27 protein-coding genes are annotated in these 25801 nt (G+C 62.1%); 16 read left to right on the top strand and 11 right to left on the bottom strand.

Annotated elements, in window-relative coordinates:
* Positions 1-52: 52 nt before the first annotated feature.
* Together B0E51_RS09555 and B0E51_RS09550 are read left to right on the top strand one after the other, a co-directional pair.
* Positions 53-1231 (top strand): NAD(P)/FAD-dependent oxidoreductase, encoded by a 1179-nt coding sequence (locus tag B0E51_RS09555; protein ID WP_077444647.1) that lies wholly within the window; start codon positions 53-55, stop codon positions 1229-1231.
* Between the two features lie 70 nt (positions 1232-1301).
* The gene (locus tag B0E51_RS09550; protein WP_077444646.1) at positions 1302-2186 is read left to right on the top strand and encodes an NAD(P)-dependent oxidoreductase; all 885 of its coding nucleotides are present in this window, start codon (positions 1302-1304) and stop codon (positions 2184-2186) included.
* A gap of 24 nt (positions 2187-2210) precedes the next feature.
* Here B0E51_RS09550 and B0E51_RS09545 read toward each other — a convergent pair whose 3' ends face one another.
* Complete coding sequence (locus B0E51_RS09545) at positions 2211-3098, bottom strand: PhzF family phenazine biosynthesis protein (RefSeq protein WP_077444645.1); 888 nt, start codon at positions 3096-3098, stop codon at positions 2211-2213.
* A 200-nt stretch (positions 3099-3298) separates the two neighbouring features.
* Between B0E51_RS09545 and B0E51_RS09540 the strand changes: the two genes are divergently transcribed.
* The 3 genes from B0E51_RS09540 to B0E51_RS09530 all read left to right on the top strand — a co-directional run bounded on the left by B0E51_RS09540 (position 3299) and on the right by B0E51_RS09530 (position 5554).
* A complete protein-coding gene (locus B0E51_RS09540) occupies positions 3299-3904 on the top strand; it encodes a rhomboid family intramembrane serine protease (RefSeq protein WP_077444644.1) in 606 nt (201 codons plus the stop codon).
* A gap of 173 nt (positions 3905-4077) precedes the next feature.
* Complete coding sequence (locus tag B0E51_RS09535; RefSeq protein WP_077444643.1) at positions 4078-4428, top strand: hypothetical protein; 351 nt, start codon at positions 4078-4080, stop codon at positions 4426-4428.
* 94 nt (positions 4429-4522) lie between these two features.
* Entirely contained in the window at positions 4523-5554 is a 1032-nt protein-coding gene (locus tag B0E51_RS09530) for an aminopeptidase (protein WP_077444642.1), read from the top strand.
* A 197-nt stretch (positions 5555-5751) separates the two neighbouring features.
* On the opposite strand, the gene B0E51_RS09525 is transcribed toward B0E51_RS09530, so the two are convergent.
* Both B0E51_RS09525 and B0E51_RS09520 read right to left on the bottom strand, forming a co-directional pair.
* Positions 5752-8103 (bottom strand): protease pro-enzyme activation domain-containing protein, encoded by a 2352-nt coding sequence (locus B0E51_RS09525; protein ID WP_077444641.1) that lies wholly within the window; start codon positions 8101-8103, stop codon positions 5752-5754.
* A 179-nt stretch (positions 8104-8282) separates the two neighbouring features.
* Positions 8283-9092, bottom strand: coding sequence for a cytochrome c (locus B0E51_RS09520; RefSeq protein ID WP_077444740.1), 810 nt, complete (start codon positions 9090-9092; stop codon positions 8283-8285).
* A gap of 358 nt (positions 9093-9450) precedes the next feature.
* On the opposite strand from B0E51_RS09520, the gene pncB reads away from it, so the two are divergent.
* Complete coding sequence (gene pncB / locus B0E51_RS09515) at positions 9451-10635, top strand: nicotinate phosphoribosyltransferase (RefSeq protein ID WP_077444640.1); 1185 nt, start codon at positions 9451-9453, stop codon at positions 10633-10635.
* 45 nt (positions 10636-10680) lie between these two features.
* On the opposite strand, the gene B0E51_RS09510 is transcribed toward pncB, so the two are convergent.
* From B0E51_RS09510 to B0E51_RS09500, 3 genes are all read right to left on the bottom strand, one after another.
* Positions 10681-11475, bottom strand: coding sequence for a MetQ/NlpA family ABC transporter substrate-binding protein (locus tag B0E51_RS09510; protein ID WP_077444639.1), 795 nt, complete (start codon positions 11473-11475; stop codon positions 10681-10683).
* Between the two features lie 229 nt (positions 11476-11704).
* Entirely contained in the window at positions 11705-12382 is a 678-nt protein-coding gene (locus B0E51_RS09505; protein ID WP_077444638.1) for a methionine ABC transporter permease, read from the bottom strand.
* The gene (locus B0E51_RS09500) at positions 12379-13389 is read right to left on the bottom strand and encodes a methionine ABC transporter ATP-binding protein (RefSeq protein ID WP_077444637.1); all 1011 of its coding nucleotides are present in this window, start codon (positions 13387-13389) and stop codon (positions 12379-12381) included. The genes B0E51_RS09505 and B0E51_RS09500 overlap by 4 nt, the downstream gene beginning before the upstream one ends.
* Before the next feature lie 100 nt (positions 13390-13489).
* On the opposite strand from B0E51_RS09500, the gene B0E51_RS09495 reads away from it, so the two are divergent.
* A complete protein-coding gene (locus B0E51_RS09495; RefSeq protein WP_077444636.1) occupies positions 13490-13975 on the top strand; it encodes a glutathione peroxidase in 486 nt (161 codons plus the stop codon).
* Between the two features lie 19 nt (positions 13976-13994).
* Here B0E51_RS09495 and dacB read toward each other — a convergent pair whose 3' ends face one another.
* Positions 13995-15536, bottom strand: a complete 1542-nt coding sequence (gene dacB / locus B0E51_RS09490) for a D-alanyl-D-alanine carboxypeptidase/D-alanyl-D-alanine-endopeptidase (RefSeq protein WP_077444635.1) — start codon at positions 15534-15536, stop codon at positions 13995-13997.
* Between the two features lie 119 nt (positions 15537-15655).
* Between dacB and B0E51_RS09485 the strand changes: the two genes are divergently transcribed.
* Positions 15656-16138 carry a peptidylprolyl isomerase gene (locus B0E51_RS09485; RefSeq protein WP_077444634.1) on the top strand — a complete coding sequence of 161 codons (483 nt, stop codon included), beginning with the start codon at positions 15656-15658 and terminating at the stop codon, positions 16136-16138.
* An 89-nt stretch (positions 16139-16227) separates the two neighbouring features.
* Here the strand turns inward: B0E51_RS09485 and B0E51_RS09480 are convergent, their stop codons facing one another.
* Together B0E51_RS09480 and B0E51_RS09475 are read right to left on the bottom strand one after the other, a co-directional pair.
* Positions 16228-17322 (bottom strand): phospholipase A, encoded by a 1095-nt coding sequence (locus B0E51_RS09480; protein WP_077444739.1) that lies wholly within the window; start codon positions 17320-17322, stop codon positions 16228-16230.
* 152 nt (positions 17323-17474) lie between these two features.
* Complete coding sequence (locus B0E51_RS09475) at positions 17475-17846, bottom strand: hypothetical protein (RefSeq protein WP_077444633.1); 372 nt, start codon at positions 17844-17846, stop codon at positions 17475-17477.
* A 197-nt stretch (positions 17847-18043) separates the two neighbouring features.
* Here B0E51_RS09475 and B0E51_RS09470 point away from each other — a divergent pair, with 197 nt between their 5' ends.
* Positions 18044-19288, top strand: coding sequence for a crosslink repair DNA glycosylase YcaQ family protein (locus B0E51_RS09470; protein WP_077444632.1), 1245 nt, complete (start codon positions 18044-18046; stop codon positions 19286-19288).
* A gap of 11 nt (positions 19289-19299) precedes the next feature.
* Here B0E51_RS09470 and B0E51_RS09465 read toward each other — a convergent pair whose 3' ends face one another.
* Positions 19300-19758, bottom strand: a complete 459-nt coding sequence (locus tag B0E51_RS09465) for a hypothetical protein (protein ID WP_077444631.1) — start codon at positions 19756-19758, stop codon at positions 19300-19302.
* Between the two features lie 354 nt (positions 19759-20112).
* Here B0E51_RS09465 and B0E51_RS09460 point away from each other — a divergent pair, with 354 nt between their 5' ends.
* The 6 genes from B0E51_RS09460 to B0E51_RS09435 all read left to right on the top strand — a co-directional run bounded on the left by B0E51_RS09460 (position 20113) and on the right by B0E51_RS09435 (position 24190).
* Complete coding sequence (locus tag B0E51_RS09460) at positions 20113-20322, top strand: cold-shock protein (RefSeq protein WP_077444630.1); 210 nt, start codon at positions 20113-20115, stop codon at positions 20320-20322.
* Positions 20323-20586: 264 nt separating this feature from the next.
* Positions 20587-20796, top strand: a complete 210-nt coding sequence (locus tag B0E51_RS09455) for a cold-shock protein (RefSeq protein ID WP_077438969.1) — start codon at positions 20587-20589, stop codon at positions 20794-20796.
* Positions 20797-20914: 118 nt separating this feature from the next.
* Positions 20915-21817: an alpha/beta fold hydrolase gene (locus B0E51_RS09450; protein ID WP_143525872.1), complete on the top strand. Its 903-nt coding sequence runs from the start codon at positions 20915-20917 to the stop codon at positions 21815-21817.
* A gap of 53 nt (positions 21818-21870) precedes the next feature.
* On the top strand, positions 21871-22932 hold the full coding sequence (locus tag B0E51_RS09445; RefSeq protein ID WP_077444628.1) for an NADH:flavin oxidoreductase/NADH oxidase: 1062 nt from the start codon (positions 21871-21873) through the stop codon (positions 22930-22932).
* 15 nt (positions 22933-22947) lie between these two features.
* Positions 22948-23817: a pirin family protein gene (locus B0E51_RS09440; protein WP_077444738.1), complete on the top strand. Its 870-nt coding sequence runs from the start codon at positions 22948-22950 to the stop codon at positions 23815-23817.
* Positions 23818-23887: 70 nt separating this feature from the next.
* Complete coding sequence (locus tag B0E51_RS09435) at positions 23888-24190, top strand: DUF962 domain-containing protein (RefSeq protein WP_077444737.1); 303 nt, start codon at positions 23888-23890, stop codon at positions 24188-24190.
* A 122-nt stretch (positions 24191-24312) separates the two neighbouring features.
* Here the strand turns inward: B0E51_RS09435 and B0E51_RS09430 are convergent, their stop codons facing one another.
* Positions 24313-24702, bottom strand: coding sequence for a cytochrome c (locus tag B0E51_RS09430; RefSeq protein ID WP_077444627.1), 390 nt, complete (start codon positions 24700-24702; stop codon positions 24313-24315).
* A 149-nt stretch (positions 24703-24851) separates the two neighbouring features.
* Here B0E51_RS09430 and B0E51_RS09425 point away from each other — a divergent pair, with 149 nt between their 5' ends.
* On the top strand, positions 24852-25637 hold the full coding sequence (locus tag B0E51_RS09425) for a tRNA threonylcarbamoyladenosine dehydratase (protein WP_077444626.1): 786 nt from the start codon (positions 24852-24854) through the stop codon (positions 25635-25637).
* The last annotated feature ends 164 nt before the right edge of the window (positions 25638-25801 follow it).

Raw genomic sequence — 25801 nt, 5'->3', positions numbered from 1 at the left:
GCTTGCGCCGGGATGACGGGCAAAAGCAAAGCGGCGTAACCATGGTGAGTTCTTGAAAACGGACGTATTGATCATCGGCGCCGGTGCTGCCGGGCTGATGTGCGCGATTGCCGCCGGCCAGCGTGGCCGCCGTGTGCTGGTGGTCGATCACGCCAACAAGGTCGGCAAGAAGATCCTGATGTCCGGTGGCGGCCGCTGCAATTTCACCAATACCGGCGCGACCCCGGCGAACTACCTCTCGGCCAATCCGCATTTCGCCAAGTCCGCGCTGGCGCGTTACACGCCATGGGATTTCACCGCGCTGGTCGAGAAACACCGCATCGCCTACCACGAGAAGGAGCTCGGCCAGCTGTTCTGCGACGACTCGTCCAAACAGATCGTGCGCATGCTGCTCGATGAATGCGCCGCCGTCGGCGTCACGGTGGAGGCGAACTGCGGCGTGCAGCGCGTACGCAAGACCCCGGAAGGTTTCAGCGTACTCACCGTTCGTGGCGAGGTGCATGCCGAATCGCTGGTGGTGGCCAGTGGCGGCTTGTCGATTCCCAGCATGGGCGCCAGCGGTTTCGGTTACGAGCTGGCACGCCAGTTCGGTCATGCCGTGCTGTCCACACGCGCCGGCTTGGTACCGCTGACTCTGAGCGGCAAACATCAGGAGCATTACCAGGATCTGGCCGGCGTGGCGCTGCCTGCAGTGGAAACGCGCGTCAGCAAGCAAAGTTTCCGCGCCGGTCTGCTGTTCACCCATCGCGGCATCAGTGGCCCGGCGATCCTGCAGATTTCCTCGTACTGGAAACCCGGTGACGATCTGCGCATCGATCTGTTGCCGGATCAGGATGTTGGCGGATGGTTGATTGAACAGCGTACGGCACGGCCACTGGCTGAGTTGAAAACCGTGCTCGGTGACGCGCTGCCAAAACGGCTGGCGCAGCGGCTGTGCGAGCAATGGTTCGAGAGCCGGCCGATGCGCCAGTACCGCGAAGCCGAGTTGGCGCATATCGGCACGCAGCTCAATGCGTGGCCGATCACCGCCAGCGGCACCGAAGGCTATCGCACCGCCGAAGTGACGCTGGGCGGCGTCGATACCGATGGCCTCTCCTCCAGCACGATGCAGTCGAAACTGGTGCCGGGGCTGTATTTCATCGGCGAAGTGGTCGACGTCACCGGCTGGCTCGGTGGCTACAACTTCCAGTGGGCGTGGGCTTCGGGACAGGCGGCGGGCGAGGTGGTTTAGCCTGCGCTTTCGCACGTCATGAACACGGCACATGCTTCACTGCGCCTCAGTCGATGATGAGGAAACCTGCATGAAAGTCGGATTTATCGGCCTCGGCGCGATGGGCAGCGCGATGGCCAGCAACCTGCTTGCGGCCGGGCACACGCTGACCGTGTGGAACCGCTCCGCCGCAGCCACCGAGCCGCTGGTATCGCTCGGCGCCAAGGCGGCACGCACGGCCGATCGGGCCGTGCAGGGCGACGTGCTGTGCAGCATGCTGGCGAACGATCATGCGGTACGCGAGGTGTTCCTCGACGGTGGCCTGCTCGATGCGATGGATCGCGGCATGGTGCATGTAAACCACGCCACCATCTCGGTGGCGCTGGCGCAGCAGCTTGTCGAGGAACATGCCAAGCGCGGGTTGGCGTATGTGGCTGCACCGGTGTTCGGACGTCCGGACATGGCGGCTGCGGCGAAACTGAATATCCTGGTCGCAGGCCCATCCGACGCGATCGAGCGCGTGCGATCGTTGCTGGAGGCGATGGGCAGCAAGTTGTGGCCGCTGGGCGACGCGCCGGAGCGCGCGAACGTGGCGAAGATCGCCGGCAATTTCATGCTGGCCACGGCGATCGAGAGCATGGCCGAGGCGACTGCACTGACCCGTGCGCACGGCATCAGTGCCGCGGATTTCCTCGAGGTAATGACGAACACCCTGTTTGCCGCGCCGGCCTATCAGGGCTACGGCAAGCTGATTGCCGAGCAGCGCTTCAAGCCGGCCGGATTCACGCTGCCGCTGGGTCTGAAGGATGTGGAACTCGCCTTGACGGCAGGTTCGGCGGCACGTGTACCGTTGCCGTTCGCGGGTGTGTTGCGCGACAGCTTGCTGGAGGCGCTGGCTGCCGGCGATGCAGAACTGGACTGGTCGGCGCTGGCGCTGGTCGCTGCGCGTCGAGCACATCTGGACGAACGTGGTTAGGCGTTCATCCGTGCGCGGGAGGCATCACGCTACGTGCGGGTTCCAGTCCAGTGTGCCGTCGATCACGGTGTGGCTGTGGCCGCCAACCCAGATCGAGGTGCTGTCGATCTGCACGATCAGCCGCGCATCGTGCCCGATCTCGCGCCCCTGGCTGACCTGATATCCCTGCGACAGGACACCCTGTGGTTCGGCGTGCCTGATATAGGCGGCGATCAGGCCGTTGGCGGCACCGGAGGCAGGATCTTCGACGATGCCGACGCCTGCCGGGAACGCACGCACGACCAGTCGATATTCACTGCCTGAGCAACGCGCGAACGCACACAAGCCCATGCTCTTGCTGGCCTGCGCCAGTGCACCAATCGCTGCGTGATCAGGTCGCCAGGCACGCAGGCTGGCTTCGTCTGCAACCTCGGCCAGCCACCAGCGCCGGCCGCCGTCGACCAGCGCCGGTGCCAATGTGCCGAGTTCGATGCCGCTCAGCGCATTCGGCAGCAACGGGTGTGCTGCGCGCCCGGTATCCAGCACGCGCTCACCGGGCGACTGCAACAGCAGTTCGCGGCTGGCGCCACTGCCTTCGACGCGGATCGGCAATACGCCGGCACCGCATTCCTGCCACAGCAGGCCATCGCGTGGTTCGGCCACGCCACAAACCATCACCGCATGTGCGCTGCCGATGCTGGGATGGCCGGCAAACGGGATTTCTTTGTGCGGCGTGAAGATGCGCACGCGGTAGCTGGCCCTCGGATCGGCAGGCGGCAGCAAGAAGGTAGTCTCGACCAGTGCGGTCCAGCGCGCGAAACGCTGCATCGCCGCTACGCTCCAGTCATCCGCACCGATCACCACGCCGAGATGGTTACCGCCGCCGAGGGTGGCGGCGAAGACGTCCAGATGCAGGTAACGAAGCAAGGTCATGATTCCGTGCCGCGGCAAGAGGCCGCGTAAAACCGCGAATGATAGCCGTGCATCGCCGATCCGTGCAGTGACTTTTCGGAATATCTGCATGGAAACAAGGCATAAGCGCTTACCTCGATCGGGCGCGACATCGATGGATAGTCGACAAGAACCTGCAGGGACGCCAAGATGGGCGTTTTGCGGCCGCTGCGGAATCGTTCATGCCAATCACCCTGCTCATCATCGCCATCACCTGCATCGTCTCGTTCATGGCGTTCAAGAACAGCCGGCTGATGAACGATCTGATCCTGTGGCCGCCAGCGATCGCCCGTCAGCGTGAATACCACCGGCTGGTGACCTACGGTCTGGTGCACGCGGATTTCAACCATCTGCTGTTCAACATGATCACGCTGTTCTTTTTCGGCCGGGCGATGGAGGGGTTGTTCACTGCGCGACTGGGCATGCTCGGCTTCGCATTGTTCTATATCGGTGGCCTGGTGGTGTCGATCCTGCCGACTTACCTGAAGAATCGGGGCAACCCGAATTACCGCAGTCTCGGTGCATCCGGAGCGGTGTCGGCAGTGCTGTTCGCCTACATTCTGCTGGCACCGTGGTCACGGATCATCGTGCTGGTAATACCGATGCCGGCGATCGTCTATGCAGTGCTGTACACCGGTTATTCGATCTACATGGATCGACGCGGGCAGGGCAACACCAATCACAGTGCGCATCTGTGGGGTGCGGTTTACGGTGTGATCGTGACCCTGTTGGTCGATCCGCGGGTACTGCCGCATTTCCTCGATGCGCTGCTGCGCCCGAGCTTCTGAGTTGAGGTATGTGCCGGCCTTGCCGTTTCAGCACGGCGTCCATCCAGCCTGATTGCATCCGTTTGGTGGCACATGGCTGGCGGATAAATGCCGATGGATACGGCGCGGAAACTTAGCACGCGTTCAAGCGATGCGGCGCATGATCCGGTTGTCGCTCCAGCAGGAGACAGATCATGAAACGCCTCTTTGCAAGTCTTGCGTTGGTCGTCGCGGCAGTGACCTTGTCGGGCTGCTATTACGATCCGGGTTATGTACGCAGTACCGGCTATGGCGGCGCCTACTACAGCCAGGTGGCACCGGTTTACGGTGACGGTTATTACGTGGCGCCCGGTTACTACGACTATTACGGTTACTATGGTTGCTGCTATGCACCGGGTGTGGGTCTCTGGTATGGCGGCGGCGCTTATTACCGCGGTGGGTACGGTTATCGCGGTTACCGGGGGCCTGGCGGTCACTGGCAGGGTGCACACGGCAGCGTCCAGCACGGACATGTCGGCAGCAGCGGATACAACCATCACCACTAGGCAAGCCTGACGCTTCAGGCACAATCGCGGTATGCCTCCATCCCGATGCGTGCCACGACTGATCAGCTTTTCAAGGCTCATCGCCATTGTGGCGATGGGCCTTGTGCTTTGTGCCTGCGGCAGCCTGCACTACTACGCACAGGCTGCACACGGGCAAGGGGAACTGGTTGTCCATCGACGCGCGATCAGTGACGTGGTGGACGATCCGGCGACCGATGCGAAACTCGCCGCGCGCCTGCGTCTGGCACGGCAAGCACGCCAGTTTGCCTCGCAGCATCTGGGTTTGCCGGACAATCGCAGCTACACCGGGTATGTCGAGCTGCATCGGCCATACGTGGTCTGGAACGTATTTGCCACGCTACGTTTCTCGGTGGAGGCATTGCCGCAGTGCTTTCCTGTCGCCGGTTGCGTCGCTTATCGCGGCTGGTTCAAGGAAGCCGCCGCCAAGGCTGATGCGGCACGACTGAAGGCGCGTGGCGATGATGTCTGGATCGGCGGCGTGCCGGCGTATTCCACGCTTGGCTGGTTTGCCGATCCGATCCTCAGCAGCATGCTGAGTTGGGACGACGACGAACTCGACAGCACGATCTTCCACGAATTGGCGCATCAGCTGATCTATGTGAAAGACGACACGGCGTTCAACGAGTCTTTTGCCACCTTCGTACAGAACCAGGGCCTGCGTGAATGGCGGGAGTCACGCGGCCTGCCGCCGCAGGATGATCATGCACAGGCGATGGATGACGGATTCACCCAGCTCGTGCTGGATCTGCGCGAGCGCTTGAAGACGTTGTACGCCAGCGGTGAGGATGAAACGGCGATGGCTGCCGGCAAGCAGCGCGAGATCGAGGCATTCCGCAAGCGCTACTTGCAATGGCGTGACCACGACTGGCCAAACGATCACAGCTACGACGCCTGGGTCGCCGCGCCGATCAACAATGCAAGGTTGTTGCCATTTGGTCTGTACGACCAGTGGACCCCGGCCTTCGCTATGCTGTTTCAGCGTGCAGGGCGTATGTGGCCCGCGTTCTACTCCGAGGTGCGAAAACTGGCGGGGATGCCGGAGCAGGAACGGCATGTCAGCATCGAACATTATTTGCGTATCAGTGGTGTTGCGCCATCAAGGTGACCAAGCTACCGGTGATATGTTGATCTGATGCGCTTCACTCGACCTGCCCTGCTTGGCTAACGGGTCGATACCTGTGCAATGCAGGAGAGCCTGCACTAACAGAGTGCTGAAAACACCTCTCTTGGTGCAGGCCACGGACGGCATGTGCCGCATTGGGTCGGTTGAGAAAGGGCAGCGCGGCCACTTTCAACAAGTTGCTAGTGCGCCGAACTGATCCCGTTTGCAGAGTTGTAGGCGCGCCATGCAATCAGCAGATTTTTTGCATTCACCGAGCCCAGGCCGGATGCAAAGCTCCAGCCAGTGCGTGCCGTATACGCCTTGGTCGAGACGTCATAACTGGTTGGCGATACGTCGCTGGTGGTCATGCCAACCAGCAAGGGAATTGATGTGGGCGTTCCAGCACCCGTGTATTCGACCGTCCAGGTATTGAAGATGTAACAGTTCGGGATGCTGGTTCCCCATGAAGCAGGTATGACGCAATTGGTGGACGTTGACCCACGGGTGATGTTGTGAAAGATGCAATTCGCAGCAGTGCTGGTACTGCTGTCCGCGCTGCAGTCTGCCAGTGTCGCCGGTGCAGCACCGGTTGCACCGCCATATTCTCCAGCCGCCAATGCATAGAGTGTCGGCGCGGCATTGCCCTGATCCTTGCCGAGGTTGCGATCGCTCAGTCCCTGATCCATGACAGCCTGGATGCCGGCAAACATTGCTGATGACATGGCCGTGCCGGCAGTGGGTCCGAACGAGTAACTGAAGTCGGGCGAACACGGGTAGGCCTGCGAGCACACCGTGAGCCAGGTGTAATCGGCGCTTGAGCCTGCGAACAGGGCGACGTCCGGGACATCGCGCCAGCCGTCGTTGGCCGCATCGTTCACGATACCCTGCCATGCAGGCTTGGCTTCCACCGAGGAGGGGCCGCCGGCGCTCGCGCGAAAGGTCAGGAAGACCCCGTTGTCGGCCCAGTCGTCGGCGTTGGGAGAGGAGACAATTGCGTTGGTGTCATGCCGGATCATGTCGTTGCAGAAGCCCACGACCCTGTTGTAGCCATGATACTTTCCAAGAACACCGTTGCCACAGGACTCGTTCCACGGAATCTCGGGCACGTACGAAATGGCCGAGCCACCGACGATGCTTGGCGTCGGCAAGAAGTATTGACTGGTCGTGCCATCGTAGACGTCAGAAAAGTCAGTGCCGCCCACCGCGGTGACATGAGTCGAGCTCGCGAAGGCATTGACGCCTATGCCTTGTCCGCTGATCGGACTGAAGCCTGAAAAGCTCTCTGGAGTGGTCCCTTTATCGCCAGTGGCCGCGAATACCGAAATGCCCTCGGCATCGGCCTGCTGCCACATCTGGTCAATCGTGACCTTATCGGCGGTATCCCACTGTTCGTCTTGGGTGGCGCCGACGCTGATGATGTCGGGACGGACGCTGCCGTTGATCAGGTTTGTGGCGGCGATAATCGTTCCAAGCCAGGGTTCTCCTGCGACATCGGCACAGCTGGCAACTACGACGTTTGCACCAGGGGCGAGGGCTGTGGCCCATTCGGCGGACTCAAGGGTTGTGGTGTCATCCGTATTGGGTGCTGGTATGCCGGGATTGCTGATGGCATCCGGATCGGTGCAGTTGTTCGTTCCCGAAACTGGTGCCGGATGGACCAGCGTGAACGTGCCGCCAAACCGGGCGAGATTGAAAACCTGGGTGAAGTTGTCCCAGTCTGCCGGCACCATGTCGGCGTTTCCGACGATGGCGATGGTGACGCCGGTGCCGGTAACGCCGTTGGCCCGCAGAGGGGCAACGCCATAGATCGTCGCCAAATCGTTGGGAACGAGAGCACGCTCACTGCCGTAATAGGTGATGGCTTGACCGTGAGGCGCCACTGATCCTGTCCGATGGGAGGATTTCTGGCGCGGCATCACATGCAGGTCATTCAGTCCGGCTATGCTTGCCACGACTTCTTGCAGTGCCGCCGGAATGCTGATGTCGCTGGCATTGGCGAAGTAGTCGTTATTGCCGATCCGATAACGGTTCTCTTGCGTATGGAATGCGTGGTTCACCAAGCCCGCGGTGCCACTGAAATCGATCTGCATCCTGTTTGGATAGATCGTGTTGATAGTGAAGCCTTGCGAGAGCAGCCATGATTTCACTGCAACCATATCGCTGTCGCTCACACCGAAGGTTTCGCCATACTCCTCGGGGGTCAGCCAACGGTGGAATTGGGATGACCTAGGATCGTGTATCTGCCCGATCAAGCTTTCGAGGGCCTGTTCTCGCTGGCTGTTGCGTCTCAGGACGAGTTGCATATGATCCAGCGGAGTGGAGCCTGGCAGCGCTTCGCCAGGCTGGATCTGATCGAGGAATTGCGGATGACTACTCCGCAGGGACGACATTGCATGGTCGTCAATGGTGCGGGTTACTCCGGGTGCTTGCGCGATCCTGATGCTTGGCGAAGCCAGGTCGGGCGTCGCCGACGATTGTGCCAGTGTCAGACCAGGTGCTCCAGCGAGCGCTGCAGCAATGGACGCACCTAGGGCAAGGAATCCCTTTTTCATGCTTGAATTTTCCCCTGTGTTATTTAGCGCGATTGGCCGATAGCTTGGAAGTTTTCCGTCTGCGTTACGGGCTACGCGGCTTGGATGATGGCTTGGATGATAATGCAGCTTTATGCTCGCGGTCGGTGTTCTATAGTTGTTGCGGCTTGGGCGTGTGATGTGTTTGTAGCTGCATTGAATCAATGCGGGAGCTTGCGCGCTGCCATATATCGGAGATACACGAGTACGGCATCCAGATCAGCATCGGATAATGCCTGCGTGTCGAAGCCCTGCATCTTCGCCTGCGGCCATTGCCGCAGTGACTGCGGATTGCGGATGTAGGCGCGTGGCAGGTCTGCGCGCAGGTATTCGGTGGGATTGTGCGGGATGTTCAGATCGGGCCCGAATTTCGCGTCGCCCTCGCCGTTGAGCGTATGGCAGGCGAAGCAGGTGTGCTGAAACACGATGAAGCCACGCTGCACATCACTGCTCGCAGGCAGTGAGGGATCCGGCAGGATGGCCGGGAAGCGCTCGGCCACGCTGTCCAGCTTGCGGATCGCGGCGAGTTGATACGGCCACTGCTCCAGACTCACATGGGCGGCCTGTGGCTGTGTCCAGACGACGTAGAACGGTCCGGCATGGCCATGATTCTTGTCCAGGGCGGGCCAGGGCTGGGTCGGATCCTCGATCGCCAGCCACGCTTCGCTGCCTTGCTTGTTCAGGAGCAGCGCTGCGGGAATCTCGGCGGTAAATCCGTCGCTGGCGACGAACTGCAGATGGTCATTCGCGTCGATACCCTTGAGTAGTGCGAGCAACGGTATGGCGCGGTAATGCATCGCGCGCCTGTACGCGACATCGGCCGGCACGCTGATGGTACGCACGTCTTGTCGCACGAGCAGGGCTTCGGTGCGATAGGCGACGATGCCGTGGCCGAGGTCGACCTTCAACTCAGCGGCTGTCGCAGGCAGGATCAAGCACAGCGCGAGCAGGCACAGGTTGAGCAGCTTCATCAGAGGCTCCGGCAAGAATGTGAAAAAATTGTAGGTTCGCGCATGGCGCTGAGTAAGCGATTTGTGTGCAACAGCGGCAGCATGCTCCAAGCCTGTCGGAAAGCTGAACAAATTTCGACATACACGTTGAACTCACGCCGCAGTGGCCACACTAACCACATGTATCGCCGTGATGGCGACAGGAAGTGGTACAAAACATCGTGTCACTGAGGGGCTGGCTTTCCTCCCCCGGATGCCGCCTGACAAACCCCATCAGTCCTCCCCTGGCTGATGGGGTTTCTTTTTGTGTGCCACAAGGAGGTGTGATGTGCTTCGGCATGGATAATGGCCGCGCACCTTTCCTCCCTGTGGGCAACTGATGATCATCGATTCGCTGCTCGACACCGACCTGTACAAGTTCTCGATGATGCAGGTGGTGCTGCATCAGTATCCGGCTGCGCAGGTCGAGTATCGCTTCAAGTGCCGCAATCCGGGTGTCGACCTGGTGCCCTGCATCGACGAGATCCGCGTCGAGCTGGCCGCGTTGTGCCAGCTGCGTTTCACGACGGAGGAGCTTGCCTATCTGCGGGCGTGGCGTTTCATCAAGAGCGATTTCGTCGATTTTCTGGCTCTGTTCCAGCTCAACGAGAAGTATGTCGAGATCGCGCCCTCCGCATCGGGCAACGGCGAAATCGAGATCCGCATCCGTGGGCCATGGCTGCACACGATCCTGTTCGAGGTGCCACTGCTGGCGATCGTCAACGAGGTGTATTTCCGCCGTACCAGTGCGGGTCTCGATCTGAGCGAAGGACGCCGCCGGTTGCACGCGAAGATTGCGCTGTTACGCGATACGCCGGATTACGCCGGCTGCCGCATTGCCGATTACGGCACGCGTCGGCGTTATTCGCGGATATGGCAGGAAGAGGTCGTGACCACGCTGCGCGACGGGCTAGGCAACCAACTGGCAGGTACCAGCAATGTGTGGCTGGCGCGCAAGCTTGGCTTGACGCCGCTCGGTACGCTGGCGCACGAATACCTGCAGGCACATCAGGCGCTCGGCCCGCGTCTGCGCGATTCGCAGGTGGCTGCGCTGGAGGCGTGGGCGAAGGAATATCGCGGCGATCTCGGCATCGCCCTGTCCGATGTCTATGGACTCAACGCGTTCCTGCGCGATTTCGACATGTATTTCTGCAAGCTGTTCGACGGCACCCGGCATGATTCCGGCGATCCGTTTGCGTGGGGCGAGAAAGTGCTGGCGCACTACTGCGCGAACCGGGTCGATCCGCGCAACAAGGTGCTGGTGTTCAGTGACGGGCTGAATATCCCGAAAGTGATGCAGCTGTACGCGCACTTTCGCGATCGCTGCCTGCTGGCATTCGGCGTCGGCACCAATCTCACCAACGACGTGGGGCCTGAGCCACTCAACATCGTGATCAAGATGATCCGCTGCAACGGCCAGCCGGTGGCCAAGCTGAGCGACTCACCGGGCAAGAACATGTGCGAAGACGAGGCCTATGTGACCTACCTGCGACAGGTGTTCGAGATACCTGCAACGCAGGGGTAATGGCTCTTGTGCTCCCTTCCCCGAAGCAGGAAAGGGAGCCGAGCGTCAGAACGCCGGCAGCACGGCGCCGTGGTATTTCTGCTCGATGAAGGCCTTGATCTCGGGGCTGGTCAGCGCCTTCGCCAGCTTCTGCACGCGCGGGTCGTTCTGGTTGTCGGGGCGGCCGACCAGGTAGTTCACGTAGGGTGAGTTCTTGTCCTCGATCAGCAGCGCATCCCTGGTCGGGTTGAGGCCGGCGGCCAGCGCGTAGTTGGTGTTGATCAGGGCGAGATCCACCTCGTCCAGCGTACGCGGCAGCATCGCTGCCTCCAGTTCGCGGAACTGCAGGTGCTTCGGATTCGCGGTGATGTCCTTCACCGTGGACAGCTCGTTGCTCGGATCCTTCAACGTGATCAGCCCGTGCCTTGCCAGCAGCAGCAGTGCGCGGCTGCCGTTGCTGGGGTCGTTCGGGATGCTCACGCTGGCGCCGTCGGGCAGCTGGTCGATGCTCTTGTACTTCTTCGAATACGCACCGAACGGCTCGATATGCACACCGGTGATGATGGTGAGGTTGGTGCCGTGCTCGCGGTTGAACGCATCCAGATAGGGTTTGGTCTGGAAATAATTCAGGTCGATGTTTTTCTCGACCACCTGCGTGTTCGGCTGCACGTAGTCGGCGAATACCTTGATTTGCAGGTTCACCCCTTCCTTCGCCAGGATAGGCTGGATCTGCTTGAGGATCTCCGCATGCGGTACCGCAGTCGCGGCCACAGTCAGTGTGTTTTTGTCTTCCTTGGGCGCAGAACAGCCCACGAGCAGCAGGGCCAGCGTGGCAGCGAGGGTGGCGAGTAGCAGTTTCATCGGGCATGTTCTCTTGTGCGTCGCACAATAATAAGCCGTCTATACTGCCAAATACAAACACGAGGCCGGCATTGCCTGTAACACGTCATGCCTTCGTCTTGGCATAACCCGCCAGCAAGAGCAGGGCCAGTATGGCGGCGACGGCGGCGAGCAGCAATCTCATGGAGGCGATTCTCATGGGTGGCCAACGAATGTAGGCCGCCCGTATCGCCGAACACAAATAACCAAATCAGCGTTGCTTATAACGCGTCACGATGCGGTCGCCGATCATCTGCAGCATTTGCACCAGCACGATCAGCAGCGCCACGGTGACCAGCATGTAGTCGGACTTGTAGCTGAGATAGCCGTAACGATAGGCCAGGTCGCCGAGACCACCGGAGCCGATCGCGCCACCCATCGCCGTGTAGCCGACCAGGGCGATCGCCGTGACGGTGACGCCGGCGAAGATGCCGCTGCGTGCTTCGGGCAGCAGTACATGGCGCACGATCTGCCACAGGCTGGCACCCATCGCCTGACTGGCCTCGATCACGCCCTGCTGCACTTCACGCAGCGCGGTTTCCACCAGGCGTGCAAAGAACGGTGCTGCACCGATCACCAGGGGCGGGATCGCGCCGCGGATTCCGAGTTTGGTACCGACCAGGAAGTACGTCACCGGCATCAGCACGATCATCAGGATGATGAAGGGCACCGAGCGCAGCACGTTCACCAGCAAGGAGGTGGCTGCGTAAAGCTTGGGCATCGGACGAAGCTGGCCGTTGCCGGTGAGGTAGAGCAGCACGCCCAGCGGCAGGCCGATCAGCACGGTGAGCAGCAGCGAGCCGCCGAGCATCAGCAAGGTATCGACGCAGGCGTGGCCTAGCTCGCCCCAGTCGTCGATGTTCGGAAACAGTTTCTGCAGCAGGTTCATCGGTGCAACTCCTCGATCTCGATGCCGGCTTCGCGCAGCGCGACCAGCGCGGCATCCACATGTTCACCCTGCATGGCCAGGGTCAGCTGGCCATAGGGCAGATCCTTGATGCGGTCGATGCGCCCCGCAAGGATGTTGAAGTCGATCCCGGTCTCGCGGGCGACGCGGCCAAGGGCAGGTGTCAGCGTGGTGTTGCCGCGGAAGCTCAGGCGCAGAATGCGCCCCGGCACCCGGGCGAACGGCGCCAGCTCACTGGCCGCTTCCTCCGGCAACGCCTCGGTGACGAAACGTCTGGTCGTTGGATGCTGGGGATGAAGAAATACATCGGCAACCGCGCCGCGCTCGACGATCACTCCTGCATCCAGCACGGCCACGCGATCACATACACGGCGCACTACATCCATTTCGTGGGTGATCAGCACGATGGTGAGTTTCAGTTCGCGATTGATCTCGGCAAGCAGGTCCAGCACCGAGGCGGTGGTCTGCGGATCGAGCGCACTGGTCGCCTCGTCGCACAGCAGGATCGTCGGCCGGTTGGCCAGCGCGCGCGCAATGCCGACGCGCTGCTTCTGTCCGCCGGACAGTTGTGATGGGTACTTGTCGGCATGCGCGGTCAGTCCAACCCGCGCCAGCAGCTCGTCGACCCGGCCGCGGATGACGCCGGCATCGTGTTCACCGGCCAGCCGCAGCGGAAACGCGACATTGTCGGCCACGGTCTGCGAAGCGAGCAGGTTGAAGTGCTGGAAGATCATGCCGATCTTGCGACGCTGTGCACGCAGCGCTGGCTCGGCCAGCGCGGTCATCTCGACGTCGCCGATGAAGATGTGGCCGCCGCTGGGGTGTTCGAGCAGGTTGATCAGCCGTATGAGCGTCGATTTGCCGGCACCTGACAGGCCGATGATGCCGTATACCTCGCCATCGGCAATGTCGAGGTTGAAAGGCTGCAGCGCGGGAATGTCCCGGCCGTCGACACGGTAGGACTTGTGGACATCGACAAAGCGGATCACGGCGGGGCTTGGTCTGCGGACGGGAAGGCCATTCTATGTCACGGACACGGCCAGCGATGGCGTAGACTGCTGAATCGGCTTACCCGAACGGAGTCCATCCATGACCAGCGTTTACGATTTCACCGTCCGCGATATCGATGGCAACCCGCACTCACTCGCGGACTGGCGCGGCAAGACGCTGCTGATCGTCAATGTCGCGTCCAAATGCGGCTTCACCCCGCAATACACAGGGCTGGAGACACTTTGGCAAGACCAGCGCGATCGCGGGCTGGTGGTACTCGGTTTCCCGTGTGACCAGTTTGGCCACCAGGAACCTGGCGACGAAGCTGAAATAAAGAATTTCTGCAGCACTCATTATGACGTGACGTTTCCGATGTTTGCCAAGATCGAGGTCAATGGCGAGCATGCCGACCCGCTTTATCAGTGGCTGAAAAGCGAGGGCAAGGGCATCCTCGGCAGCGAGTCGATCAAATGGAACTTCACCAAGTTCCTGATCGATGCCGATGGGCAGGTGGTGAAGCGCTATGCGCCGACCGACACGCCGGAGAAGATCGGCAAGGACACACTGGCACGGCTGACCGGCTGATGCCGTTCGGCGGTCGCATTCATTCGCGGCCGCGATAGTTCGCCAGCAGCTCGGCGATGGTGTCCAGGTCGCCGCTGGCGCTTGGTGCATCGCTCGACGGCTCGTAGTTGTTGAGCATGATGGCGAAGGCCAGCCGTTCGCCGGCTGCGCTGGTGACATAGCCGGCCAGGCAATGCACGCTGCTCATGCTGCCGGTCTTCGCATGCACGTTGCCGGCTGCTGCCGTCTGGCGCATGCGGTTGATCAGGGTTCCATCTGTGCCGGCGATCGGTAGTGCATCGCGCAATTGATCGGCATACGGCTGCGCCGCCAGGTAACCGAGCAGGCGCACGAGTGCATTCGGTGTCACCAGGTCGCGGCGTGACAATCCGGTGCCCTCGGTGATCATGCTTGCCGATGGCGGAATGCCGGCCTGTTCCAGCAAGGGTTGCAGCGCCCGGATCGCATAAGTCTCGGTGGTCACGAAGCCCGAGGCAGGTGCGGCGGTGCGGGCCTGTTCGCGTGCACCGACATTCAGCAGCAGGTTCTGCAGATACAGGTTCTGCGAACGCTTCAGGCCGCGCTGAAGAATTTCCAGCAATGGTGGCGACAACACTTCGCCGAATGTGCTCGCATGCTCCAGCAGGCCTGCATCGTCCTGTGGCCAGTGCAGCACCTGCAGCTGGCCGCTGATGTGGATGCCGTGGCGTGCCAGGGCCTGTCGCAACTCATGGCCGGCCAGCAGCGCCGGGTCTGTCATGGCCACCCTGAAATGCTGGGGTGTCGAGCCGGTGGGCACGCTGCCGAAAACGTATAGCTTGTCGGTGCCAGGGGCGCGATACAGATTGATGTCGTTGATGGCGTCCGGCAGGGTCGTGGTGAGCTGGCCGAGCAGGCTCGGGATGCCGTCAACCGGTGCGAGGGTGAGGCTGGCCGGCAGACCGGCGGCCGTGCCGGGAGTCACCGTGACGTCGACGACGTTCTCCTGCACGCTGAGCGCCGAGGACGGCACCGCGAACCAGCTCTGCAGATCGCCGGCCTCCCAGCCGCTACCAAACGACGGGCCAGTGAAATAACTGTCGTCGGCGATCAGGTCGCCACGTACGGAGCTCACGCCATGCTCGGCCAGCTGCTCAGCGAGCCGTTCGGCCCAGTCAGCGTTGCCGGCCGTGCCCAGGGTGGGGTCGCCCATGCCGTACAGGATCAATTGGCCATCCAGACGGCCATGGCGCAATCGGCCTCTGCTCAGCAATCGGGTGGGTATGCGGTAGTCCGTGCCCAGCGTGGACAGGCTCAGTGCGGCGGTGAACAGCTTGGCGGTGGAGGCTGGCTGAAGCAGATGATCGGCGTGGTATGCGTAGAGCATGTGGCCGCTGTCCAGCGACATCACGGCAATGCCCCAGCTGGCTGCACTGAAGCGGGTCTGGTCAATGTGTGCATCGATCTGCGCCGCCAGGGCCATCGGGGTAGTACTGCTGATGACCGCAGGTGCCGCTGCCAGCGAGGTGCCGAGCCAGCATATGCCGACCAACAACAGGAGCGAGGCGATGAGGTGGTGAAAACGGCTTGGCGACGGGCTCATGGCCACAGTATCGCCAATCCGGCCAGCCCGTGCAGCCGGGCCTGTTGTGCGGTTCTGGTAACCTTGTGCGCTCGTGTCGGCATCTGGCCGGCGGACTTGAACCTATTCGTGAGACTTACATGCAGATTGCCCAGAACTCCGTTGCCGCCTTCCACTACACGCTGACCGACGACCAGGGTCAGGTCATCGACAGCTCCGAAGGTCGCGAACCACTGACCTACCTGCATGGCAGCGGTCATATCGTGCCGGGCCTGGAAAAGCAGATGGAAGGCCGCGCTGTCGGTGACAAGTTCATCGCCGATGTGGCGCCGGAAGAGGGTTACGGCGTGCATCACGCCGAGCTGATGCAGGAAGTGCCGCGGGAGGCGTTCCAGGGTGTCGACGACATCCAGCCAGGCATGCAGTTCCAGGGGCGCGGTCCACAGGGCGAGATCAACGTCACCGTGACCAAGGTCGAGGACGGCAAGGTGTTCATCGACGGCAACCATCCGCTGGCCGGCAAGACCCTGCATTTTGCGATCGAAGTGACCGACGTGCGCGCGGCGAGTGAAGAGGAGCTGGCGCACGGTCACGTGCACGGCGCTGGTGGTCATCACCACTGATCGTTTCGTTTCCGCGGCGTGGCCGCGTGCAGGCGATGACAAAGGCCCGCTGACCGCAAGTCAACGGGCCTTTGTCTTTTGCGCTGAGCTCAATACCAGTCCAGCAGCGAAATGCCGACGCCGAGGTAAGTGGCGTTGTGGTTGTAGTCGATCATGCTTTCGCCGTAGCCCTTGAAGGCTTCCATGTAACCGCGCATGTTGCCGATCAACGGGAAGCTCCAGGTGAACTGGGCGGCGCCATGACTTTCGCTGCCACCACGCAGCGAATGGCGCAGCATCAGCCCGAACTCCTGGCCATTCCACTCATGGATGATCTGCATGTCGCCGCGACCCATGTAATTGCTGATATCGGGATTGTTGTCGTCGGCGCGTGACTCCGGGATGCGCCACCACGGACGCAGCATCACGGTCCAGCCATCACGTTCGAAGCCGATATCCGCCATCACCCGATTCCAGCTGCGCGAGAGCGGATCGGATTGGCCGTTGGACTGATGATCCACACCGATGCCCAGCAGCCGCCCATCCCATCCGAACACTTCGTAGTGGGTGTTGAACATCAGGATGGCTTCGGGCTCGTAGTTGGTTTCGCGGAATGGGCGCGAGGCCTGGGAGTTGTAGAGCTGCCAGTGCGAGTCCTGCGTATAAGCCACCCAGAGGTCGCCGGCATCGCCGAACACGCCCTGCCAGACCTTGGTCTTCAGACTGAGCTGGAACTTCGTCTCGACATTGTCCAGTGACTGCGGCGAAGTCACCGTGTTGACCGGGTTGGGACTGTGCGGCTCGTCGTTCTGATTGCTGGTGGCGAATGCCGGCATGACATAGACCGGTTTGTAGCCGCGCACGTTGAAGGTGCCGAGCTTGCTCTCCGGTGACAGTTCCCAGCGGCTGTCGAGCAGGGACAGTGGTTTTGCCACCTCATGGTTGCCCTGTGCCGCCGTAGTCGACGTGCCGGTATGTTCGCGACCGAAGATGCTCAGCGAGGTGGTTTCCCGGTCAACCCGCTTCTGTGCGGCGGGCAGGTTCACGCGACCCGTCGCGTGGTCGTAACAGGCCAGCCGCTGCGAGTCGCTCTCGATCGCCGTGCACGCGCGGATGTCGGTCGGATCCGGATTCTGTGCATGGCTTGGTGTGGCAAACAGGCTGGCTGCCCACACCAGCGGCACGACAAGATGACGAGGCTTCATCGAGCGAATGCTCCAGACCAGAACCATGCAAGATCGATCAATTCGGGATTCCCGACCGTGGGTGTGTCGAGGATATCCGGCGCGAGAGTGCCTGTCTGGCCAAAGAAAGCCGGCCACCTCTACGGTGACCGGCTTGGTACGGAAGTGACTGCTTACTGGAGCTGCTTGACCCACTCGTCGTACTGGGCCTTGCTGACGTGTTTGCCGTTGTGGCTTGCATTGAGGAAGTCATTGGCCAGCGGTGGATAGGCGGCTGCCTGATCTTCGCTGATCCATTTGCCGCCTCCGGACAATTGTTCAAATGAAGGCGCGGGATCGATTGTGGGTGCGGGTGCCGGTGCGCTATGCACGACGAGCTGGCCTTGTGGTGTCGGGTAGGCTGCTCTCTCTGCCGGTGCAGGACTGGACATCGGCGCAGGAGGCGGCGGAGGCGGTGGTGGTGGTGCGTCCTGTGCCATCAGCGTGCCGGCGAACAACAGCCCAGCGGCGGTAAGGGCGGATAGAAGTGGCTTGTGAGATTTCATCGTCGATACTCCATGCCAGAATACTTGCAAGAAAAGTGGGTGAAGACATCCGTCGCCGATTCAGTACGGAAATTTCCGCTGTCGGTTGCCGGACTCGGGATGACGCTAACAGGGATTTTGTAAATGCCGGCTCAATATCTTGGTCATGATCGCGTGAAGCTGCCGTGTCGTTGCACGCAGCTTCAGGTAAACGCCGCATGTTGAGCATGGTGCAGGCACGCCTGCTGCAATTGTCGGCGCAGGGCCTGTTGCAGCCGTTGCGTCGCCGACCGCGACGCAGTGACGTGGTGGCGACGATCGAGCGCATGCGCCTGCTGCAGATCGACACCATCCATGTGGTCGCGCGCAGCCCTTACCTGGTGCTGCACGCACGCCTCGGCGCTTATCCGCTGGGATGGCTGGACGAGGCACTGGCACAAGGGCAGCTGGCTGAGTGCTGGGCGCATGAGGCGTGCTTCGTGAGTGCGACCGACGTCAGCCTGCATCGTGGCTGGCTGGGGCAGCGCGGGAATCACTGGGCGCAGCGGCATGCCGAGCGCATGCATCGCGAACAACGTACGGAAATGGATGCGCTGCTGGACGGCATTCGCGTTTCCGGGCCGGTGCGCGCGGCGGATTTCGTGCGCCAGGAAGGCAGCGGTGCAGCCACGCCGGGCTGGTGGTCATGGAAACCCGAAAAGCGCTGGCTGGAAGCCTGGTTTGCACTGGGCGAATTGATGGTGGCGCGCCGCGAAAATTTTCAGCGCGTATACGATCTGGCCGCGAACGTGCTGGCCCGGCTCGATCCATCGTTCGACACCGCCGCCGCAACTCTCTCCGCGGCAGATCTGCGGCAACGCTTCATCCTCGACAGTGTGCGTGCACTGGGTGTGACTCAGGCTGGCTGGATCGCCGACTACTACCGGCTGAAACCCGCGGTGACCGAGCGGGAACTGGCGCCGCTGCTGGCTCGTGGTGACCTGTTGAGCGTGCCGGTACAGGACTGGAAGGTGCCGGGTTACGTGCACCGGGATCATGCCGAAGTCCTGGAGCGGGCACGGCGGGGTCGCCTGCGCGCTACCCACACCGTGCTGCTGTCGCCATTCGATCCGCTGGTGTGGGACCGGGCACGGGCCCTGGCGATGTTCGGTTTCGAGTACACCATCGAGTGCTACACGCCGGCCGCACGGCGGCGCTACGGTTACTTCGTGCTGCCGATCCTGCATCGCGGTCGACTGATTGGCCGGCTGGATGCCAAGGCACATCGCAGCGAAGGTGTGTTCGAGGTCAAGGCGCTTTTTCTGGAGCCGGACGTGGTGCCCGATACCGGATTGGTGCAGGCAGTGGCCACGGCGATCATGGTTACGGCGCGCTGGCACGGAACACCTGAAGTCAGGCTGGGCCGTACGCAACCTGTGACTTTGGCGAAGATGTTGCGGGCAGCCTGGCGCGCCGGAATATAAGCCAGGGTTATCTACGGCGTGCTGCTCGCGGGGGCTGGATTCGCTGCGCATGATTTGCCATGCAGGGCATCGCGCAACGTGCTGGCCAGCGAGTTGCAGCGGGCTGCCAGCTGCGGGCGAATATCCGGGTTTTCCGAGTCGATCAGCAGGTTGGTACGCATCTGCTGGTAGCGGTATGCCAATTGATCTGGCGGGAAAATGGCCGCTGCGCGGTGGCAGGCCATATAGCTGGACAGATAATCGTCGCAGGCCGGAATGCCGGTGTGGTCGGGCAGGTCGACATTCTGGACGGTGATGTGGCCGTTGGCGGTCGCTGGGCGATGCGCATGCAGGGTAGCGGGCCCGGTCGAGGCTGTTGCGGATGAAGTTTCAGCGTTCGGCGGGGTTTGGGTTTTGGGTTGGTGGGCGCAACCGGCCAGCAACAGACCAGCGATAACGCACGTCAGACTCAGGCGAGGCAGGATGGACATGCTCGGTGCTCCTCAATGGTTGATATTGCCGGGTACAAAACGATCCGGCGGTTATCGGTTAGCAGAGTCACACTAGACTCGGTTCGAGGTAAAGAAAATCTGAAATTTGTCATCTTTTGGACCAATTTGCTGAAAACGATTTCATTTTGTACTGCACCGCGCAATCTCGCATCGGCCCAATTCTGCCGTTATGATTTGACCACTGTGTTTGCCGGGGTCAGCAGAGTCTGTGGCCCGATGCAGCCGATCCGCGATCTGCCTCATCGTTCACCCTAGGGTTGTTTCCTTGCACACCAGTAAGCCGGCCTGCCGCAGTGTGCTGGTCGAGTCTTTAAACCCAATGGAGTGATTTACATGTCAGATCGTCAGGTCGGTACCGTCAAGTGGTTCAACGACGCCAAAGGCTTTGGTTTTATTGCCCGTGACAATGGTCCGGATGTTTTTGTGCATTTCCGCGCGATCGCGGGTGCGGGCTTCAAGAGCCTGCAGGAAGGCCAGCAGGTCTCTTTCAAGGTAGTGCAGGGTCAGAAGGGCCTGCAGGCCGATGAAGTGACCCCGGCCTGATTACCTTTCGGATGTAAGGGAAACCGGGCAGCGATGCCCGGTTTTCCCCTGCCCGGATAATGGCCGTGAGAATCCGCTTGACAAATCACTTGTAAGCCGGAAATCCGTTATGCTAAGGGCACTGCGTCTGCTCGGCCACGTGCGTGCCCGGTATGGGGTTTCCTGAATCCCTATCGTTACACCCGATGATTCCGGCAAGCTCAGTAAGCCGTCGGCTCGTTGGGGCCGGCTTGTGTCAGCGTCTGGAATGGATCGGAGTGAGTCATGTCGGATCGTGAAGTAGGTACCGTCAAGTGGTTCAACGACGCCAAGGGTTTCGGCTTCATCAGCCGGGAAAATGGCCCTGACGTGTTTGTACATTTCCGCGCCATCAGCGGCACGGGATTCAAGAGCCTGCAGGAAGGGCAGAAAGTGAGCTTCAAGGTCGTCGATGGCCAGAAGGGCTTGCAGGCTGAAGACGTCACGCCGGCCTGATAACGGCGTTTATGTCTCGAAGAGGCCGGCGCAAGCCGGCCTCTTTTTTGTCGTGGACGCGACAATTCGCTAGCCTGTCGGGATGTCCGATCCTTCCCACGGCCCCGCGCCCACCCCGATGCCGGCGGCAGTTACACCAACCGGGCAGACAGTCATTCCGGTTTCGGTTGATGATGGGTCACGCTTCGAATTGCTCTGTGTCCATCCTGCCGGCGCGTGGCACCAGCTGCTGTACTGGCTGCCGGCAATGGGCATGCCGGCCAGGCACTATCTGCCGCTGGCCGAGGCGCTGGCTGCGCGGGGAGTGGCGGTGGTCGTGCACGAATGGCGCGGTATCGGTTCCAGCAACCGGCGCGCCGGCCGGCGTGATGACTGGGGTTATCGCGAGCTGCTGGCAGACGATCTGCCGACAGCGCTGGCCGCGGTGCGCGCGCGCTGGCCGCAGGCGGCCTGCTGGCTGGGTGGCCACAGCCTGGGCGGCCAGCTGGGTTCCGTCTATGCCAGCCTGCATCCTGCCGAACATGCCGGCCTTGTGCTGGTCGCCACGGGCTCGCCGTACTGGCGCCGCTTCCGGTTTGGCAGCCTGATCCGTATCGCTTATGTCCTTGCCCCGTGGCTGGCTACCCTGGTGGGGTATCTGCCCGGGCGACAAATCGGTTTCGCCGGCAATGAGGCGCGCCGGCTGATTGCCGACTGGGCGCGCAGCGGACGCACCGGTCGTTATGCGGCCGCCGGGATGGCACAGGATTTCGAACAGGAACTGGCCGCTTCGCCGCTGCCGGTATTGGCACTGCGCCTGCAGGACGACTGGCTGGGGCCGCAGGCCTCGCTGGATTGGCTGCTCGGCAAGATGCCGCGAGCCAACCGAAGCGTGGAGGTCATCACGCCGCCGGATCTGGGTGGCAAGCCGGCTGATCATTTCGGCTGGATGAAGACTCCCGAACCGATCGCGGCGCGCATTGCGGCCTGGATCGCGACGCAGGACGCGGTGCCGATCGCGCGGACTCATCCGGCCGCTTGATCCAGTAGAAGGCCGCCTGCATATCGATACGTGACCCCACGCGGAAATACCCGATGAATCTGTTCGAGCCGTTCACCCAGCGCAGCCTCAGCCTGCGCAATCGTCTGGTGGTATCGCCGATGTGCCAGTACTCGGCCATCGATGGCCTGCCGAATGACTGGCACATGGTGCATCTGGGCAGTCGTGCCGTCGGTGGTGCGGCGGTGGTGATCGCCGAGGCTACCGCGGTCTCGGCGCAGGGACGCATCTCGCCGCAGGACACCGGGCTGTGGAATCAGGCCCAGCAGGCTGCGTGGCAGCCGATCGTCCGTTTCATCAAGGCGGAAGGTGCGATCGCCGGTATTCAACTGGCACACGCCGGACGCAAGGCCAGCACGTTGCGTCCATGGGAAGGGCATGGCCCGGTGCCGGCCGGGCAGGGCGACTGGCTGACCGTGGCGCCGTCGGCGCTGCCGTTCGATAAAGGTTGGAACGTGCCGCAGGCGCTGGATGAAGCAGGCATCCGCGCGGTGGTTGCAGATTTTCGCGCGGCCGCGCAACGGGCGCTGGCGGCTGGCTTCCAGTTGATCGAGCTGCATGCGGCGCACGGCTACCTGCTGCACCAGTTCCTGTCGCCGCTGAGCAACCAGCGCAGTGACAACTACGGCGGCAGTTTCGAGAATCGCAGCCGCCTCGTGCGCGAAGTGATCGCCGCCGTGCGCGAGGTATGGCCGGCCGGGTTGCCGCTGTGGCTGCGCATCTCGGCCACCGACTGGGCCGACGAGGGCGGCTGGGATATTGAACAAAGCGTGCAGCTGGCGCAGCAGGTGAAGCCGCTCGGCGTCGATCTGATCGACGTCTCCAGCGGCGGCCTGCTGCCGCACGTGACGATTCCGCTGGCGCCCGGTTACCAGGTGCCGTTTGCCGCGCGCATCCGCCGCGAAGCCGGCATCGCCACCGGCGCGGTGGGCCTGATCACCGAAGTCGAACAGGCCGCGGAGATCGTCGCCAACGGCGAAGCCGACGTGGTATTGATGGCGCGCGAAAGCCTGCGCGACCCCTATTTTCCGCGGTGGGCGGCACAACAGCTCGATGCAAAAATCGAAGCGCCGATCCAGTATCGGCGTGCCTGGTAAGCGACGGAGAACATGATGGAAGCGAACCCGACCCTGATCGAAGGGCGCCTGCATGATCTCGGCGATGGCTTCACCGTGCGACGGATGTTGCCGGTGTTGCAGGCGCGCCATGTCGGCCCCCTGGTGTTCTTCGACCACATGGGGCCAGCGACATTTGCGCCCGGCAGCGGCATGGACGTGCGGCCGCATCCGCATATCGGGCTGGCCACGGTGAGCTGGCTGTTCGACGGCGCGATCCGTCATCGCGACAGCATCGGCAGCGTGGCGGACATCCGCCCCGGCGAGGTGAACTGGATGACCGCCGGTCGCGGCATCGTGCATTCGGAACGCACGCCGCCGGACGAACGCAGCGACGGACAAGCCCTGCATGGCGTGCAGATCTGGGTGGCACTGCCGCAGGCCGATGCCGAGATCGCCCCGGAGTTTCACCACCATGAGCGCGCCACGTTGCCGACGATTCGCCAGCCGGGCATGGAGGCGGTGCTGATTGCCGGCAGCGCGTATGGACAGGAGTCGCCAGTCAAGGTGTTCGCCCCGATGTTCCTGCTCGAGGTGCAGCTGGCCGCCGGCACCGAACTGGCGTTGCCGCAGGAACATCTCGAGCGTGGTGTCTTCGTTGTCGACGGTGCGGTTCGCTGGGGCGAGCTGGATCTTGCCGCTGAGCAGATGGCCGTGCAGGCCGGCCCATCGGCGCCCTCATTGCGCGCAAGCACGGCCAGCAAGCTGCTGCTGTTCGGTGGCGCGCCGCTGGATGGTGAGCGCCATCTGTGGTGGAACTTCGTCGCCAGCACGAAAGAGCGCATCGAACAGGCCAAGCTCGACTGGCAGGCGCAGCGTTGGGGCAAGGTGGTGGGTGACGAGGACGAGTTCATTCCGCTGCCTTGACCCGCGCCGCCAGTTGCAACAGCAGCGCGGCCGGGTCACGCTGTCCGGGTCGAACCGTCAGGGCTTTCGCATGTCCGGCTTCACCAGTTTCAGCGAGTTCTATCCCTACTACCTGACCGAACACAGCAACCGCAGCTGTCGCCGCATGCATTTCATCGGCAGCAGCCTGGTGATCGTGGTGCTGGTGGTGGCGTTGCTGACCGGTCAGCTCGGCTGGCTATGGCTGATGCCTGTGGCCGGTTACGGTTGTGCCTGGATAGGCCACTACGTATTCGAGAAGAACCGCCCGGCCACGTTCAAGCATCCGCTGTACAGCCTGCTCGGCGACTGGGTGATGTACGGGCAGATGCTGCGCGGGAAAGTCAGCTTCTGACAGAAGTGCTCCCTCCCCTGCTTGCAGGGGAAGGCCGGGGAGAGGTTGCTCTTGATCTTCACTGCAAGCTCGGACAACCCCCTCCCAACCTCCCCCTGCGGGCAGGGGGAGGGGCAAGGGTTTCAACGGTATTTCTGGTGGCAACTCTTGCAGGTGTCGTCGATCGGCTTGATCACCGCGGCCAGCGCCGCGCAATCCGCGGGCGCCGCCTGCAGCGCCAGTTGCAGATGGTCCTGCAACTGGCTAGCGTCGTCGGTAAAGTCCTTTTCGGTCACGCCGAACACCGGCACGATGTCGGTGGCAGTGGACTGCAGCCGCTGCAGGTGATGCTGGATGCTGGCCGCCTCGCACTGCTTCGCCTTCAGCGCATGACCCAGTTCGCCCATGTGATAGCCCATGGTGTGCATCACCGCCTTCGGCATCGGATTGCGTGCACTCAGCGTACTCATGACGTTGACCGTACCGATCACGCCAATCGCCAGGCCCAGCAGGAGCAACAGAGCGACGCGCATCGATTCGGTTCCACAGCTGCCAGGGAAGGCGGCAAGAATAACCCGCGCCGATGCGTTGCATCCACGCAAGCGCGATAATGGCGGCTACACCGCAACAGGATCATCCCGTGACATCGCAGACAACCCCAAGTGCCCCGTAGCATGTCGACATGAGTAAGGTGGAATTTCCGGCCGAACGCTTCGCCGGCGTCGAACGCCTGTACGGCATCGGCAGCGTGGCCGCGCTGGCGCAGGCGCATGTCTGTGTTATCGGCATCGGTGGCGTCGGTTCGTGGGCGGCCGAGGCACTGGCGCGCAGCGGCGTGGGCCGGCTCACCCTGATCGACGCCGACGAAGTCTGCGTGTCCAACACCAACCGCCAGCTGCATGCGCTGGATGGCGAGTTCGGCAAGTCCAAGGTCGGCGTGATCGCGGCGCGGGCGAAGGCGATCAATCCGGCGATCCAGCTGGAGCCGATCGAACGATTCCTTACCCCGTCCACGTTGGACGAGTTGCTCGATCGCGGCTACGACATCGTGCTGGATGCCTGCGATGCGTTCCGGGTGAAACTGGAGACGATCGCCTGGTGCCGTCGCCGCAAGCTGCCGATCGTCAGCGTGGGCTCGGCCGGTGGGCGTACCGATTCCACGCAGATCCGTGTGCGAGACCTGTCACGCACCGAGCACGACGCGATGTTCAGCCTGATCCGCAAAAAGCTCCGTACTGACTTCAACTTTCCGCGCAACCCGGATCGCTATTTCGGCGTGTCGGCGGTGTACTCACTGCAGAACGTGCAGTACCCGCAGCCGGACGGCACCGTGTGCGGCAATCGACCGCCGGGTGGCGACGCATTGAATCTGGCTTGTGGTGGTGGCCTCGGTGCCGCTACGCATGTCACTGGTGCGTTCGCGTTTGCAGCGGTGGGCAAGGTGCTGGAGAAGTTGCTCGATCGGTAGGAGCGCACCCTGTGCGCGATGCTCCTGCCTCGCCTGTAAAGGCATTGCGCGCAGGGTGCGCTCCACAGGGGACCTCGAAAAACCGGGCTTTTGCTCGTCATCCCTGCGAAAGCAGGGATCCAGTGCCTTTGGATTCAGTGGCAGGATTCCTGCTTTCGCAGGAA

Source organism: Rhodanobacter sp. C05 (assembly GCF_002001165.1).
In the GTDB taxonomy this organism is placed as follows: Bacteria; Pseudomonadota; Gammaproteobacteria; order Xanthomonadales; family Rhodanobacteraceae; genus Rhodanobacter.
Note: the sequence above shows the minus strand (reverse complement) of the source record. Positions and strands in the feature narration are given on the sequence as shown.